The organism is Protofrankia coriariae, assembly GCF_001017755.1.
GTDB classification, from domain to species: Bacteria; Actinomycetota; Actinomycetes; order Frankiales; family Frankiaceae; genus Protofrankia; species Protofrankia coriariae.
Genome location: NZ_JWIO01000055.1, coordinates 1 through 15,674 on the forward strand (window position 1 = coordinate 1; position 15,674 = coordinate 15,674).

General features: G+C 68.8%; 10 protein-coding genes and 1 tRNA gene. 5 read left to right on the forward strand and 6 right to left on the reverse strand.

Annotated elements, in window-relative coordinates:
- Positions 1-257 precede the first annotated feature (257 nt).
- A complete protein-coding gene (locus FrCorBMG51_RS25780) occupies positions 258-3,968 on the forward strand; it encodes a WD40 domain-containing protein (RefSeq protein WP_162233271.1) in 3,711 nt (1,236 codons plus the stop codon).
- 518 nt (positions 3,969-4,486) lie between these two features.
- On the opposite strand, the gene FrCorBMG51_RS22010 is transcribed toward FrCorBMG51_RS25780, so the two are convergent.
- Together FrCorBMG51_RS22010 and FrCorBMG51_RS22015 are read right to left on the reverse strand one after the other, a co-directional pair.
- Positions 4,487-5,365 (reverse strand): EVE domain-containing protein, encoded by an 879-nt coding sequence (locus FrCorBMG51_RS22010; protein ID WP_047224927.1) that lies wholly within the window; start codon positions 5,363-5,365, stop codon positions 4,487-4,489.
- A gap of 258 nt (positions 5,366-5,623) precedes the next feature.
- On the reverse strand, positions 5,624-6,052 hold the full coding sequence (locus tag FrCorBMG51_RS22015) for a hypothetical protein (RefSeq protein WP_052914937.1): 429 nt from the start codon (positions 6,050-6,052) through the stop codon (positions 5,624-5,626).
- A gap of 1,278 nt (positions 6,053-7,330) precedes the next feature.
- Between FrCorBMG51_RS22015 and FrCorBMG51_RS22020 the strand changes: the two genes are divergently transcribed.
- Complete coding sequence (locus FrCorBMG51_RS22020) at positions 7,331-8,320, forward strand: recombinase family protein (protein ID WP_476742231.1); 990 nt, start codon at positions 7,331-7,333, stop codon at positions 8,318-8,320.
- A 426-nt stretch (positions 8,321-8,746) separates the two neighbouring features.
- Here the strand turns inward: FrCorBMG51_RS22020 and FrCorBMG51_RS22025 are convergent.
- Positions 8,747-8,819: transfer RNA gene (locus FrCorBMG51_RS22025), tRNA-Leu, on the reverse strand.
- A 173-nt stretch (positions 8,820-8,992) separates the two neighbouring features.
- Here FrCorBMG51_RS22025 and FrCorBMG51_RS22030 point away from each other — a divergent pair.
- Both FrCorBMG51_RS22030 and FrCorBMG51_RS22035 read left to right on the forward strand, forming a co-directional pair.
- The gene (locus FrCorBMG51_RS22030) at positions 8,993-9,607 is read left to right on the forward strand and encodes an ANTAR domain-containing response regulator (RefSeq protein WP_013873459.1); all 615 of its coding nucleotides are present in this window, start codon (positions 8,993-8,995) and stop codon (positions 9,605-9,607) included.
- A gap of 52 nt (positions 9,608-9,659) precedes the next feature.
- Complete coding sequence (locus FrCorBMG51_RS22035) at positions 9,660-11,183, forward strand: branched-chain amino acid ABC transporter substrate-binding protein (protein WP_052914939.1); 1,524 nt, start codon at positions 9,660-9,662, stop codon at positions 11,181-11,183.
- Positions 11,184-11,199: 16 nt separating this feature from the next.
- On the opposite strand, the gene FrCorBMG51_RS22040 is transcribed toward FrCorBMG51_RS22035, so the two are convergent.
- Positions 11,200-13,449, reverse strand: a complete 2,250-nt coding sequence (locus FrCorBMG51_RS22040; RefSeq protein ID WP_047224928.1) for an MMPL family transporter — start codon at positions 13,447-13,449, stop codon at positions 11,200-11,202.
- Positions 13,450-13,784: 335 nt separating this feature from the next.
- On the opposite strand from FrCorBMG51_RS22040, the gene FrCorBMG51_RS22045 reads away from it, so the two are divergent.
- A complete protein-coding gene (locus FrCorBMG51_RS22045) occupies positions 13,785-14,378 on the forward strand; it encodes a TetR/AcrR family transcriptional regulator (RefSeq protein ID WP_047224929.1) in 594 nt (197 codons plus the stop codon).
- 108 nt (positions 14,379-14,486) lie between these two features.
- Here FrCorBMG51_RS22045 and idi read toward each other — a convergent pair whose 3' ends face one another.
- Together idi and FrCorBMG51_RS32065 are read right to left on the reverse strand one after the other, a co-directional pair.
- A complete protein-coding gene (gene idi / locus FrCorBMG51_RS22050; RefSeq protein ID WP_047224930.1) occupies positions 14,487-15,161 on the reverse strand; it encodes an isopentenyl-diphosphate Delta-isomerase in 675 nt (224 codons plus the stop codon).
- 182 nt (positions 15,162-15,343) lie between these two features.
- A partial coding sequence (locus FrCorBMG51_RS32065; RefSeq protein ID WP_047224939.1) for an enoyl-CoA hydratase/isomerase family protein occupies positions 15,344-15,674 on the reverse strand: 331 nt, incomplete at its 5' end.

Sequence of the window (15,674 nt, forward strand, 5' to 3'; positions counted from 1 at the left end):
GGCGCTTTCGATACACGCCCTAACACGCTTCCCCTCGGGTGGGAACCGGAACCCGGTGAACTCCGAGACGGGAACTGGCGGATGGACGAGCCGTCGACGCATCGTTCGATCATGCCTGGCCAGATGCCAGGACGGCGGATCTAACCAACGCAACAGTCCCGACCGAGCAGGAGGCGAGACACCGCCATGAGCGTCGGACATGCCGGACTCGATGGCGCTAGTTTCGTGCCATGACGGGGGTTCCGGTTCGAGTATTCGTGAGTCACACATCCGAGTTGGCCGCCTTCCCACCGGGCCGGACATTTGTCGATGCGGCCTGCACGGCAGTCCGCCGAGCCGGTGGCATCGCCGTGGACATGGCGGACTTCGGTGCCCGGGACGAGATGTCGGCCGAGGTATGCCGGGCAGAGGTGCGGGGGTGCGACGTCTACCTGGTGATCGTCGGTTTCCGGTACGGCACGCTGGTGCCGAACCACGGCGTCTCGTACACCGAGTTCGAGTTCGATGTCGCCGCGCAGGCGGGGATGCCGCGGCTGGTGTTCCTGCTGGATGATGTGACCGCCACCGTGCCGGTCGCCCAGGTGGACGTGGACCGTCGCCGGGTGGAGCGGTTCCGGCGGCGGTTGCAGGACGAGCGGGTGACCGTGGTGGTGAGCAACCCGGACGACCTGGCCGCGCGGGTGGGGGAGGGACTGTCCAGCCTGATCCGCACCAGCCGGGCGGCGGAAGTCGCGCGGCACGGGCCGTGGATGGCCCCTCCGTTGGACCGGATGGTGGAAAGGCCCGAGCTCGGCGACCAGCTTATTGGGGCGCTTACCACAACGAATGCCGGGGAGGTGGGCCTGACGACCGGCCTGGCGGGCGCGGGCGGGTTCGGTAAGACGACGCTGGCCGCGTGGGCGTGTCATCAGCCCGAGATCCGTCGCACCTATCCCGACGGACTCCTGTGGGTGACAGTCGGGCAGGAGATCCATGGCGCCGACCTGGCGGAGAAGATCAACGACCTGTCCTTCGCGCTGAGCGGCCAGCGGCCGGCGATGACAGACCCGGATGCCGCCGGCGCCGAGCTGGGTCGACTCCTCGATGACCGAGGGCGGATGTTGCTGGTGGTCGACGATGTCTGGGATCAGAGCCAGGTGCGGCCTTTTCGCTTTGGCGGGCGTGCCTGCACCAGGTTGGTCACCACCCGTGTGCCCGGCCTTCTGCCGTCGCATGGGCCGCGCATCTACGTTGACGCCATGACGCCGAACCAGGCGGACGCGCTCGTCGCCGACGGCATCCCGGGACTGCATCCGGAGGCGGCCGGGCAACTCGCCGCTGTGGCCGGTCGGTGGCCCGTGCTGCTGAACCTCGTCAACGGAGTCCTACGGCGGAGGACGGAGCGAGGACAACGTCCTGACGTGGCCGCCCATGAGATCGCGCGCCGGCTTGCGCTGGAAGGGCCGACGGTCTTCGATCCAACGCGCCCGGCGGACCGCAGTCGGGCAGTCGCGGCCACGGTCGAGGCGAGTCTGGCCTCGCTCGACCCCCCGGACCGTGATCTTTATCTAGACCTCGCGATCTTCCCTGAAGATATCGACATCCCGGTCGAGATGCTGCGGCTGCTGTGGCCAACCGGCCGGGTGGAGGGGTTGTGCGAAGAACTGAGCGAGCTGGGGCTGGTCGCAGAGTATCGGTTTGACCCGCCCGGGCCGCGGCTGGTGCTGCATGACGTGATGCGCGCCTACCTACGGATCTGCCGGGACGCCGACGGTCGTGCCGCCGTACACAGCCGCCTTTTGACCGCTGCCGCCGGCCACCTTCCCGCCAGCGATCCGGGTGGGCCGACACCCTGGTGGCGGCTGTCCCCGGATGCCGGCTATCTGTGGCGGTTCCTCGTTTATCACCTTCGCGAAGCCGGAATGCGGGACGCGGCGGCCGACCTCGCCTGTGACCTCCGCTGGGTGGAGGCCAAGACCCGCCAGCTCGGCTCCGTGGTGGGGGCCGTTGCGGACCTAGACCTGGTCGAGACACCAACCGCGAACCTGCTGCGAAGCCTGCTTGCCCAGGCGGCGTCGCTGCTGGGCCCGATCGACCCGCCGGCGGCCCTCGGGGCGACCCTGGCCAGCAGGCTCCACGGTGTCCCGGCGCTGAAGGATGTCCTTGACGCCTACCAAACCACGTTGGCCCGGCCCCGCCTGGAACCCGCGTGGCCGCTGCCCGACCGGCCAGATCCCGCCCGGCCGGCCCCTTCGACCAGCCACATCGGCGGGATCAACGGCTGCGCCTTCTCCCCGGACGGCACTCTTCTCGCGACGGTCAGCGACGACCGCACCGTGCTGCTGTGGCGGCTCCCCGGCTGCACGCCGCACGGACGGCTCACCGGTCACACCGGCGGCATTTGGGCGTGCGCCTTCTCGCCGGACGGTGCACTGTTGGCTACCGCCGGCGACGACCGGACGGTGCGGCTGTGGGATGTCGCCACCCTCACCCAGACGACCGTGCTGGTCCACCCTGACTGGGTCCGGACCTGTGCGTTCTCGCCGGACGGTGCTCTTCTTGCCACCGGGGCCGACGACGGGACGGTACGGCTGTGGGAGACGGCTGCCGGTATCCAGCGCACGGCACTCGTCGGCCACACCGACCATGTTCAGGACTGCGCCTTCTCGCCCGACGGTGCGCTGCTGGCTACCGCCGGCGACGACCGGACGGTACGGCTGTGGGACATCGCAACCGGGGCCCAGCGGATGATACTTACCGGCCATATCGACCAGGTCCAGACCTGCGCCTTCTCGCCCGACGGCGCGTTGCTCGTCACGGCCGGTGACGACCAGACAATTATTCTATGGGATACCGTCACCTGGGCGGAGCACGCGCGGAGCGTTGTCAGATCGGGTGTTTCAAGCTGCGGTTTCTCCCCGGACGGAAGTCTGCTGGCTGCCGCCGGCCGAGGGGGCACGGTCCTTCTCTGTCACGTTCGCGACGGCCTCCACACGTACGCCACCGCGGTCGGTCACCAGGGCCTGGTCTACTCTTGTGCCTTCTCACCCGACGGCAGGCTGCTTGCCACGACGGCCCAGGACCAGACCGTCCGGCTGTGGGACGTGCGGTCCGGCGGCGAGATCCGGGTTCTCGTCGGCCAGACCAGCCGGATGACCTGCTGTGAATTCTCCCCCGACGGCGATCTGCTGGCCTTTGCCGGGCAGGACCAGGTGGTCCGACTCTGGCACCTGTCCGGGGCAATGGCAAAGACGACGTTGGAGGGGCACGACGACTGGGTGCGTGACTGCGCATTCTCTCCGGACGGCCGTTTGCTGGCGACGGCGGGAGACGACGGGACGGCACGGTTGTGGCGGCTGCCGGACGGTGTCGAGCAGGCAGTACTGAGGGGCCACAACGGCCGGGTGGGCGGATGTTCTTTCTCGCCCGACGGGCGACTGCTCGCGACCGTGGGAGACGACGGGACGGCGCGGCTGTGGCGGGTATCCGACGGCGTTCAGGATGTCGTCATCACAGGTCCAACCGGCAGGATGTCCTGCTGCGCCTTCTCCTCGGACGGCCGACTACTCGCGACTGCCAACGACCGTGGGGACGCGCAGCTGTGGGATCTGCGCCGGGACGAGTCCACCGCACTCCCCGGACACGCCGACTGGATAACCAGCTGTGTCTTCTCTCCCGACGACAGGCTTCTCATCACGACGAGCGACGACACCACTGCCAAACTGTGGCGGACCTCCGACGGAGTGGAACGTTCGGTACTGAGAGGCCACTCGACATGGGTGTGGAATGCCGCGTTCTCTCCCGACGGTAAAGTTGTGGCCACGGTCGGCAACGACCAGTCGATCAGGTTGTGGGAGGTCGCGACCGGTGAGTGTCTGGCGGCGCTCCGGGTCGCGGGCCCCCTGCTGGGGGTGGCCTGGCATCCGGATGGTGCCCGGCTCTGCGCTGCGGGCGGATCGGGCCTGTACCTCCTCTCGTACCTCCGATGACGGTGACCCGGCGGTGGGGGTGAAAGGGACTGGAACGCTGGCCCCCGCGTGAGCCCATCAGACAGCCGTGCCGCCTGGATCGCCACGAACCCGCCGAGGCACTGTTGCATTCGCCTATTGCTGGCGATCTTGACCGCAGATCTTCTCGTCGACGGGGCTCATGTGAGCGAATCACGGAGGCTTCAGACACCCCGGAACGACCGTGGAGGATGTCTCCACCGGAAGATTTATCGTTAAGATCGGCCGGTCCTGACGGATGCAACAGTGCCTCGCAGACCTCGCCGTGTGAGGCGGGGAAGGCCGACCCGCGATCGGCTCCTGGCGGAGGACCCTGCCGAGCCGCTTGGCGGAACGGACCACGACGAACGGATGGTCATTGCGGCCACTGCGACGTGACGCCGTTGGGCCGGATCGACCACGACCATCGTGGATCATCTACGGCAATGGGCGTTGTGCATCGCACGGCAGCTGATTACCCTAACAGCCCTACCGAGGAGGTCATTCTCGGTGGAAGTCTTTCAGCTCGACAGCAGCTCGTCCAACGGGATGAACGACAGCCGACTGTCCCGATTCACCATGGCCGCGGCCTCTTTCTTGATACTGTCTCCGATCAGGATTCCGAGCGGCTGCCGATAGGAGGTGAATTCGTCCTCCAAACTCGCTCGATAGCTGAACACCTGGCCGACCGCGTTGCGGTCCACCATCCCCTTCTTCAGTTCTATCGCGATAAAGCGCTTCTTGCTGCGCTCGAAGCAGATAAGATCGGCGCGGCCACCGTTGTAACAAACGTACTGCCGGGCGTGAAGGTCCACATGCAGATCGTAGCGCGAGAAGAGCTCCATGTGTCCGGCAAGGTAGTTCTCGATGTCGTATTCCAGAAGGTGACGTTGCGTGGCCTTTTCCCGGAGGCGGTCCGTCGCCGTGTGGTCGGGGCTGAGACGACCGAGGAGGTGATCCCAGATAGGTCGGGGGATTTCATAGGCCCGGCGACGGAGGTTCGCCCGCAGCGGACCCCAGTCGGCCAGGACCGGATCGCTTCGCATGTCGGCGAGCTGTAGCGGCCTGCGGAACTTTTCGATCACCTCATAGTCACAGGCGACGTCCCACCCCAGGTCCGCGGCCACGTCGCCGTTGCGGAGCGCGTAGGCGTCTGACCTGGCCTCAATTAGATAGGCGATGTCTTTCTTGATCTGAGACCGGTAGAGCAGGATGAGGTCCCCTTCGCGGGTCTCTTTGTGGCATGTCCACCAGTCGTCCGGGGTGGAGCCCCAGGTCGGGTCGAGCTCTGGACGATCGGTGCCGTTCTCATCCAGGTAGTAGTCGGGCCCGGTAACCCAGATCCAGTACCGCCGCCCGTCCGATCCGGTCTCTGCTGTTTCCGCCCCCGCTTCGATCATGATTTGGGAGGGTATCGCATGGTCGCGATGGATGCCGATCCGGGCTCGCCATTGACAGCGACAACCCGCGGGCACTCAAGATTGCTCGGTGATGTCGGCGGCGGTGATGCCTCACCGCCGCCTATGTGGATCTCAGCCGCGGGGTCGCCCCTGAATCCCCGCGGGTTCCTCACATTGACGGTTGCAGAGGGCTACCGAACAGAACAGACTTTGCGTTCATATCGGCAGCTCGTCCAGCTGTCGGGGTAGGCGTAAGGGTCAGGTCCCCCCTCGGACACCGACCATTACCCCACGGTAACGTGGGTTGATCTTCACTTCGGCCCGTACCGTCTGGATAGCGGGCTGGTAGGTCAGGCGAAGGCCGAGCTGGCGGTACACCTCAGCCTTGTCTGCCGGGTCGGCCTCGGCAAGGGCAGTCAGTATGTCACCAAGGGCCTCGACCAGGGCGGCGATCTCGTCCCGGCTCATCCTCCGGTCGCTGTCTGTGGTGGCTTTATGGAGTTGACGTTCGGCGGCTGCCCGGTCGGCCTGGGTCTGGATGATCCGGCTTGTGGCGATGACGGGCTCGGCGCCGGCGTCGAGGGCGGCTCGGTAGCGGGTGAGTTTGGTTGTGCAGTCTGCGATGGTCAGACGTGCCCGCTCCGTGGCCTGGTTCTGGCCAGCGGGAACGTTCTGGGTGGCGATCATCGCGTCGAGGGTGCTGGTCAGCCGCGGTGGTGTGAGGCTGCTGGCGGGCCAGGTGTCGAGGGCGGGCTGTGAGGTGCTGTTGCATCTGGAGACTCGGCAGGGTAGTCGTGAGTTCCGTCGGCCGATGAGGCGCGTGCGGTTGAAATGCGGGAGATCATTTGAAGTCGAGCTGGTCTGTGATTCTTTTCATGTTCCGCATTGTATGTTTGGATTTCTCGATAGTTGGATGTATTTCCTGGTGGGGAGTGGCATGCGGAAGCGTGTAACGGCATCGATGTTGGTTATTCTTTGCGAATATTCGTAGTTGCCTTGAACTGTCTTCTGGCTATCCCATGGAATGGTGACTTTTTCTCCCAGTCGAGGTTGTGGCCTGCGGTTGCTTGGTGAGTGCCGGTGACCACGATCGGGGCTGGCCAGGATGGCCTCCTACGCACCCGAGCCGCCGACGACCCTGGTGGGGAATGCCGGAAGAAAGCAGCAGAACCGGCCGCTTCCGAGCCGGCGACGCCAGCAGGGCGAGCAGGCGAGCCGATGTCGTGGCGATGGTCCGTCGAGGTTGTTGATGGACCGGCCGGTCAGGCGTTGCGGGCGGAGCGTGCAGCGGCGCTTCGCGAGGCCCTGGCGGCCTGGGCGGCGGCGGCCGCTTCCGGGAGCGCCGCAAGCAGCCGACAACCGCCCAGGCCGGAGCCGTAACGGCGGGNCGATCATCTTCCGTTACATCTGATTCCCTGCCAGGTGGATCGGATCCATTTTCCAGGGCGCGATGAGAGGAAGATGACGAAGGCTAGAATTGTCCTCGACAGGTTCCGGCGAGGGGAGCGTGGGATGGCGCAGATGCCGGAGGCGTTCGGGTCGTTGCGGTCGCGGTCGACCAGGCCGTCGGTGCGGGGCTGGGCGGGTCTGCGGGTGGCGTTCCTGGGTCGGGTGTCCACGAAGGACCAGCAGGATCCGACGTTGTCCCTGCCGCGCCAGTTGCACAACGCTGCCGCGGCGTTGCAGCCGGGGGCGCGGATCGTCGCGCATTTTTATGATGTGGAGTCCGGCCGGAAGAATCTGGATGCTCGGGGGTTCAGCCGGGCTCATGAGCTGTTCGATATTCCCGTTCCCCGGGATGGTGGGATCGCGGATCTGTTGGCGGAGGCGAAGGGGGTGTCGCGGCGGTTCGACGCGGTGATCTGCGAGTCGATCGAGCGGGTGGCCCGGCGTACCTACTACGGCACCCGGGTGGAGCACGAGCTGGAGCCGGCGGGGGTGGTGCTGCTGGCCGCGGACGAGCCGATGACGTTGTCGCGGTTGCGGGCGACCACAGTGTTGACGCGGCGGGTCAAGCAGGGGGTGGCCGAGTGGTATGTGCTGGAGACGTTGGAGAAGTCCTGGGACGGGTTCTGCGAGCACACCGCGCAGGGCTGGAACGTGGGACGGCCGCCGTACGGCTATCTACCGGACAGGATCCCGCATCCGGTGCCGGCGCGGCGGGCCGAGGGGCGGACCAAGCACCGGCTTGTTCCCGACCCGGTCCGTGGCCCGGTGGTCCAGCAGATCTTTGCCTGGCGGATCGCCGAGCGGTTGGGGTACGCGGCGATCGCGGACCGGCTCAACGCCGACCTCGACCGGTATCCGCCGCCGGTGCACATCGATCCGCGGCGGCGGCGGGACGCGTGGGGCCGGTCGTCGGTGCGGGAGATTCTGGTCAACCCGAAGTACACCGGTTACATGGTGTGGAACCGGCGGGGGACGAAGAAGGGGGGAGCGGTCAACCCTCCGGATGCGTGGGTGTGGTCGGCCGAGCCGGTGCATCCCCCGCTGGTCAGCCAGGCGGACTTTCTGGCCGCGGCCGCGGTGGGGGTGGAGCGGTTCGGCAGCCGGTCGGGTAACGGCGTCAACAGCGTGCATCCGCAGACCAGGCGGAGCTATCTGCTGCGGGGGATGGTGGTCTGCGCGTTGTGCGGCCGGCGGATGGTCGGGAAGTCACGGGCGGCGCGGGGCCGGCCGGACGCGCTGCTGTACTACGTCTGCGAGGCCCCACGGAACCACGCTGACTTCGCCGAACGTTACCCGGAGCATCCTGGTGGGATTCTGCTGGCGGAACGGCGCCTGCTCGCTGGGATCAACGGTTTCCTCAACACCCGGCTGCTTGGCCCGGATCGGCTCGCGCTGCTGACCGCCGAGATCGACCATGCGGCGGTGACAGCGGCGGACGATCGGGTCGCCCANNNNGGCGGACGATCGGGTCGCCCGCCGGGCCGCGTTGCAACACACCCTGGATGATATTGGCGCCCGGCAGCGGCGGCTGCTGACCACGCTGGAAACCCAGGATGACCCGAGCGGGGCGGTGTTCTCCCGTGTGCAGCAGCGGATCGCGGAGCTGGACGTGCAACAGCGGGCCGCTCAGGAGGCGTTGGACGAGCTCGACGCCCGGGATGCCGCGGTAGCCGCCGCCACACCCGATCTTGGCCTGTTGGGGCGGGTGCCGTTGGGCCGGTTGGACGTCGCGGATCTCCCTCAGGCGACCGCGCGGCGGTTGCTGGATGCACTCCGGTTGAAGATCCGCTATGACAGGGTGGCGGAGCGGGCGACCGCGCAGATCACGCTGGACGTCGAGACCGCGCAGGCACTGGACTCCACGATCATCCGTGCTGACGTTCCCAGCGAAGATCGCCTAGATGGCGGGAGCGCGTTTTCCCTTCCTTGTCGTGCCCCCGGTGGGATTCGAACCCACACTGTCGGTGGTTTGAGCACCGTCTCTCTGCCGTTGGAGTACAGGGGCCGGCAGCCACGGTTCGTGGACGCTGGGTCTTGAAGTTGCTGGCGAACCGGTCAATATGCAGGTAGAGCTTCCTCCATGACTGTAGCCGGGTAAGGTGCGGATCGACCGACCGCCTCACATCACGGCGGGTCAACAGTGTGATCCTAGCCCTGCGAGCCCAGGAGTCCGACTCGATGAGCCAGCCATCCTCGACCCCCCGCCGGGTGCTGATCGCCGAGGACGAGGCGTTGATCCGTCTTGATCTGAGGGAGATGCTCCAGGAGGAGGGCTACGAGGTGGTCGGTGAGGCCGGGGACGGCGAGGTGGCGGTCAGTCTCGCCACCAAGCTGCGCCCCGATCTGGTCATCCTCGACGTCAAGATGCCCCGGATGGACGGGATCGACGCCGGCGCGCACATCGCCAAGGAGCGGATCGCGCCGGTGGTGATCCTGACCGCGTTCAGCCAGCGGGACCTGGTGGAGCGGGCCCGGGACGCCGGGGCGATGGCCTACGTCGTCAAGCCGTTCCAGAAGAAGGACCTGCTGCCGACGATCGAGATGGCGATGAGCCGGTTCACCGAGATCGTCAGCCTGGAGGCCGAGGTCGAGGACCTGCAGGGCCGCCTGGAAGCCCGCAAGATCATCGAACGGGCGAAGGGGGTCCTGCAGACCGAGCACGCCATGACCGAGCCGGACGCGTTCCGCTGGATCCAGCGCACGTCGATGAACCAGCGGCGCACGATGCGGGCGGTAGCCGAGGCCGTGCTGGCCGGTGACCTGCTGCCCGGTGAGGCCCTGCCCGGAGCGTGACCACCGCCCGCAACCTGCTCGGGCGGAACCGGAGGAACGAAGAACGAAGAACATGGTCGGACGGCTGACGGCCGTGCTCGGACGGCTGTTCGTCACCGGGCCGCGGCGGTGGCTACACCGGGTGCTCGCCGCTGTGGTCGCTGTGACCGTGGCGCTCGTGGCCGTTCTCGCGGTGGCACTCGCGGGCGGTCCGCCGGCTCACGGCCCGTCCGCCGCGCGGGCCAGGACGGCCACGCTCGGCCTGATCGCACCGCTGTCCGCGGACCGCACACCCGTGGGTGCGGCCGTGCGTAACGCCGTTCGCCTCGCGGTCGACGAGGCGAACGCCCAGGGCACGATCCCGGGCTGGAAGGTCCGGCTGAGCGTCCAGGACGACCTGTCCAGGCCGGACGGCGGCGCCCGCGCCGCGGGGACGCTCGCCGCCGACCAGAGCCTGATCGGCGTGGTCGGGCCGCTGAGCTCCACGGTCGCGATGGTCGCCCTGCCCACCCTGGACGCCGCCGGGATCGCGGTGGTCTCACCGTCCAACAGCCAGCCCGAGCTGACCGGCATCACCTCGTCGGCTCTGTTGGCCTCGCCAGCGGCCCGTGGCCGGCCGTACCGGACCTATTTCCGGCTGAGTGGGACGGATGTGCTCGCGGCCCGGGACGCCGCCGAGTTCGCCGTGCGGGTCATCGGCCGCCAGCGGATCGCGGTGGTCGACGGCGGCCCGGACTTTGGTACCTCGCTCGCGCAACGGTTCGCCACCGAGGCCACGCGGCTCGGCGCGGCCGTCACCGGGACACACCGGGTCGACGGCAGCGCCGACGACACGACCGAGGTCGAACAGGTGGCCCGCTACCTTCGCATCGAAGCCCCGGACCTGGTGTACGTGGCGACCGGCCAGGCCTTCGCCGGGAAGCTGCGCGAGGAGCTGGCCGAGCACGGCCCGGCCGTGTCCATCCTGGGCTCCGACGGGCTGTTCGACCCTCACTACCCCGAGCAGGCGCGGGACACCGCCGAGGGGGACCTGGTCGCCGATCTCGGCGCGCCCCTGTCCGCGTTGCCGGCGGCCGGGCGGTTCGCGGCCGCCTACCTGGACCGCTGGCCGGCGGAGAGCGACAGCGACAGCGCCGGGGGAGGCGACCCGCGAAGTGGTGAGCCGCACGGCGGTGAGTCGGGCCGTGACGCTCCGGCTACCGGCGCTCCGGCTGGTGGCGGTTCGACCGGTGGTAGCCCGGCGGCGGCCGGTCCGGCTGGTGACGGCCAGGCTGACGGTGACGGTCACGCCGTCGTGTCGGCCTCGCCGGCCGTGTCCCCGGCGCCGGACGTCGACGTGATCCCCTCGGTCGCCGCCTACGCCTACGACGCGGCACAGGCGCTGCTGCGGGCCGCGGCCGGTGTCCTGCCCGGCCGGGACACGGTGGACGAGGCCGCCAGGGCGGCGATCGTCACCGCGGTCGGGCAGGGCCGCTTCCCCGGTGTCACCGGCGACGTCGGCTTCGACGCCTGGGGCGACCCGCTGACGTCGGTGGTGACCGTCTACGAGATCCGAAGGCAGCGCTTCGTCCCCGTGTGGGTTCACCGCTCCGAGTAGCCGCGGACCGCCGCGGTCAGGGGTGGTGGCCGGTCGCGGAAATGTCGTGGGGTGCGGTGGGGTCCCCGGCGGCTGCGGTGGCGTGGGCCCGCTGCTCGGGCAGGGCCGGTGGGCCGATCAGCTGCTTGCCCTCGACGTCGATGTCGGGCAGCAGCCTGTTCAGCCATGCCGGCAGCCACCAGGCGTGCCGCCCCGCCAGGGACATCACCGCCGGTACCAGGGTCATCCGCACCACGAACGCGTCCACGAGCACGCCGAAGGAGAGCGCGAAGCCGATCGACTGGATGATCGCCTGATCGGACAGGATGAACCCGGCGAACACGCTGATCATGATGATCGCGGCCGCGGTGACGACCCGGGCGCCGTGCCGGAAGCCGGTGACCACCGCGTCGTCCGGTTCAAGGCCGTGGACGAACTCCTCGCGCATCCGGGTGACCAGGAAGACCTCGTAGTCCATGGCCAGGCCGAACAGGACACCGATGAGGAAGATCGGCAGGATGCTGACGATGGGGCCGGTCGTCGCGACCCCGAGGACGTCCATCAGCCAGCCCCACTGGAACACGGCCACCACCGCGCCGAACGTGGCGACGACGCTGAGCAGGAAGCCCGCGGTCGCCTTCAACGGCACGAGGATGCTGCGGAAGACCAGGACGAGCAGCACGAACGCCAGCCCGACGACAACCGCGAGGTAGGGCAGGAGCGCGTCGGAGAGCTTCTCGGACACATCGATGTTGATCGCGGTCTCACCGGTGATCGCGGTGCTGGCGCCGGTGGCGGCCCTGATCGCCGCCGCCTGGCCACGGATGGTGTGCACCAGGTCCTCGGTGGCGGCATCGCTCGGCCCGGAGGTGGGGGTCACCGACAGCGTCGCGGTGTTGCCCGCGGGGTTGAACGTCGGCGTGGTCACCGCGGCCACGCCGGGCAACGCGGCGACGGTACGGGAGACCTCACCGACGGCCGCGCGCGGGTCGGCGCTGGCCGAGCCGTCCACCACGAGCAGCAGCGGGCCGTTGAAACCCGGCCCGAACCCGGTGGTGAGCTGGTCGTAGGCCCTGCGCTGGGTGCTGTCCGGCGCGGCCGTGGCGTCGGTGGGCAGGCCGAGGCGCAGATCGGCCGCGGGGACGGCGAGCAGGCCCAGGGCCAGCACGGACAGGACGACGGCGATGGCGCGGCGCCGCACGATCAGGCGTGCCCACCGCTGGCCCACGGTGGGGCCGCCGCCGTCGCCCTCGGGGTCGCGGGCACGCAGCCCGGGGATGCGCCCGCCCAGCAGCCGCCGCCCGGCGAAGCCGAACAGGGCGGGCAGCAGGGTGAGCGCGACGATGACGGCGACGGCGACGGTGCCGGCGGCGGCCAGCCCCATCGACGTCAGGAACGGGATGCCCACGACCGAGAGCGCGGCCAGCGCGATGACGACGGTCAGGCCGGCGAACACCACCGCCGAGCCCGCGGTGCCCACCGCGCGGCCCGCCGCCTGCTCGCCGTCGGAGCCCAGGGAGAGCTCGTGCCGGTAACGGGAGGTGATGAACAGCGCGTAGTCGACACCGACCGCCAGGCCGAGCATCAGGGCGAGCGTCGGGGTGCTGGAGCTGACGTTGATGAACCCGGTGGCGATCTGGATGCAGCCGATGCCGATCATCACGCTCAGTAGCGCGGTGAGCAGGGGGAAGCCGGCCGCGACCAGCGAGCCGAAGGTGATGACGAGCACGACGGCGGCCACGACCAGGCCGATGATCTCGGTGGCGCTCTGTTCGGGTGCCCCCTCCACCGCGGTGCCGCCGAACTCGACACCGATCCCGGCGTCGCGGGCCGCCCCGGCGGCGGCGAACAGGCCGTCCCTGGCCTCGTCGGTGACTTCGCCCGGCTGCACGCTGTAGGCGACCTGCGTATAGGCGGTGCGCCCGTCCTGGGAGACGCCGCCCCGGATGAACGGGTCGCTGGCCTGGGCTACCTGTGGCGCCTTGGTGATCCGCTGGACGGCCGCGGTGACGGCCTGTCTGCGTGCCGCCTCGGTGAGCGAACCGTCCGTGGCGGTGAAGACCACGCGCGCGGTGGCCGCGTCGGCGCCGGCGCCGGGCATGCGTTCCCGCAGCAGGTCGACCGCCTTCTGGGATTCGGTCCCCGGGATGGAGAAGGTCTCGGAGGTCGGGCCGGACAGGGTCGCCGCGCCGGCCCCGATGAGGGCCAGCACGACGACCCACAGGGCGACGACCAGCCGTCGACGGCGGTAGGCCGTGCGTCCGAGCCGGTACAGGTAGGTGGCCAACGGATCTTCTCCTCAGGTCGGTAGGGCACTGCGGATGGGTGCCGCTTGCCAGAGTCGCTAGCCGATCGGCAGGTATTGTCAAAAAGGAAGCTAGCCGTTCGTCTAGGAAATGGCAAGCTGATCGGCTAGTTACCAACCTGCCGTTCGACTAGCATTAAGATCAGCGAAAGCACGGGACGCGCCGATGCCGGCCTGTCACGCGGGATGATGGCTGGCGGCGGCACCCAGATCGCTCGTACAGATGGGAGCAGTCGGACGGACAGCCCGGGCCGACCGGGGCCGCCAGGGCACAGCCCAGACGGGTAGACAGGTAGACGGACAGGAGGTCGAAGGCGGTGGCGACACAGCTCGAACCGGCGGTCCCTCGAGAGGGGACGGGGCGGAAGAAGCTGCTCGCGGCGGCCCTGGACCTCTTTGCCGAGCGAGGCGTCAGCGGGACGTCACTACAGATGATCGCGGATGCGCTCGGCGTGACCAAGGCTGCCGTCTACTACCACTACAAGACCAAGGACGACATCGTCCTCGCGGTGGTCAACCCGGCGATCGAGGAGCTCGCCGTGATCGCGAGCGAGGCCGAGCGGAAGCGTTCCCGCGCCGCCCAGGTCGAGACCGTGCTGGTCGGCATCATCGATCTGATCGTCCGTAACCGGTCCCTCTACGCCGTGCTACAGGGCGACCTTGCGGTCGCGCACGTCCTGAGCGAACACGGGGCGTTTCCCGAACTGAGCAACCGGATCATGGCGCTGCTCGTGGGGCCTGATCCCGACCCCGGCACCATCGTGGCCGCGAGCATTCTGCTCTCCGGGCTGGGCGAAGCCGGGTTCGGCCCGCGGGTCGCCGACATCGGCGACGAGGAGCTGCGTGGCCACATGCTCGGCTGCGCCCGGCGTCTGCTCCGCCACCGTCGGCCGTCGGCCGCCACCCCCTGAGGCTGCCCAGTGCCCGGCGCCCGGTGCCGCCGGTGGGGGAGCCTGGCACGGAGGTGGCGGGCGGACGGGCGGAGCGGCTTCCGCGGTGGCGCGGAATTCCTTCCCGGCTTATTCCCGGTGGTTTCTGGAATTCTGTCGGGCGGCCGGAGGCAGCGCCTCGTCCGGTGCCACCGGCCAGTGCCGGGGCGAGGGCCCGAGCGGGCGCAGTCGTGCCATTTGCAGGCGGCACCACGGTGATATCTCCAGAGAACCGTTCAGAACGTCCTCGGAGAATGTCGACCATGGCGTCCAGTATGCTTCGGCGACCTCTTCCGGGTTGATCCGGAAATCGTCCGACGCCTGTGCGAAGAACACCGGGCAGATTTCGTTCTCCACGGTGCCGTCGGTCATCACGCAGCGGTAGCGGAACGTCGGTAGGGCCAGGTCGATGCGCTGGACGCGCAGGTTCAGCTCTTCGGCCAGCCGTCGTGAGACGGCCGTCCGGAAATCCTCACCAGGGGCCGGATGGCCGCAGCAGGTGTTGGTCAGAACCCCTGGCCACGTTCGTTTCGCATGAGCGCGCCGGGTGACGAGTATGCGGTCGGCGGCATCGAAGACATAGCAGGAGAACGCCAGGTGCAACGGTGTTCGGGGGCCATGAACGGTGGCTTTCGGGGTGACTCCGACCGCTTCCCCGGACGGGCTGAGAAGAACGACGAGTTCCGCCGCCGCGCCGGCCGTCCCGTCCGATCCGGGGGAATCCGGCGACGATGACGCCCGGGCATACGGTCGAGAATGGCTCATGGAAACAAGGGTAACAGTGCCCGCCGGCCGCCGTTCGCGTCGGAGCGGATTTCCTGAATCGGAGAGCCATTGCCCTGTGGCAATCGGTGCCCCGGCGTCATGCCGGGGCACCGGCCGGTGGGGACGCCGTGCGCGCCGACGCCGTGCGTGCCGGCAGCAGTGCCGTCCTACGCAGTGTCGTCCTACGCCGTCACACCATGGACGGGAGCGGCGGCGAGTCCGAGTTCGCCGGCGCCCAGGGGTGCGAAGAAGCTGGCGACCAGGTCGTCGCTGACCTCGGCCAGGGCCGCCGGTGACCAGCGGGGGTTGCGGTCCTTGTCGACGACCTGGGCCCGGATGCCCTCGGCGAGGTCGTGCGAGTGCAGGCAGGCGCTGGAGATCCGGTACTCCTGGTCGAGCACCGCCTCCAGGCTGGGCAGTTCGGCGGCCGACCGGAGCGCGCGCAGGGTGACCTTGAGCGCGGTGGGCGATCTTTTTGCGATCTCCTTCGCCGCGGCCGCGGCCGGCCCGCCG

What these genes read in the sequence shown, in the direction of transcription:
- FrCorBMG51_RS22010 (WP_047224927.1), bottom strand. Translation starts at nt 5,365, where the DNA reads ATGATCGAAGCGGGGGCGGAAACAGCAGAGACCGGATCGGACGGGCGG.
- FrCorBMG51_RS22035 (WP_052914939.1), top strand. Translation starts at nt 9,660, where the DNA reads ATGGTCGGACGGCTGACGGCCGTGCTCGGACGGCTGTTCGTCACCGGG.
- idi (WP_047224930.1), bottom strand. Translation starts at nt 15,161, where the DNA reads ATGAGCCATTCTCGACCGTATGCCCGGGCGTCATCGTCGCCGGATTCC.
- FrCorBMG51_RS22030 (WP_013873459.1), top strand. Translation starts at nt 8,993, where the DNA reads ATGAGCCAGCCATCCTCGACCCCCCGCCGGGTGCTGATCGCCGAGGAC.
- FrCorBMG51_RS22015 (WP_052914937.1), bottom strand. Translation starts at nt 6,052, where the DNA reads ATGATCGCCACCCAGAACGTTCCCGCTGGCCAGAACCAGGCCACGGAG.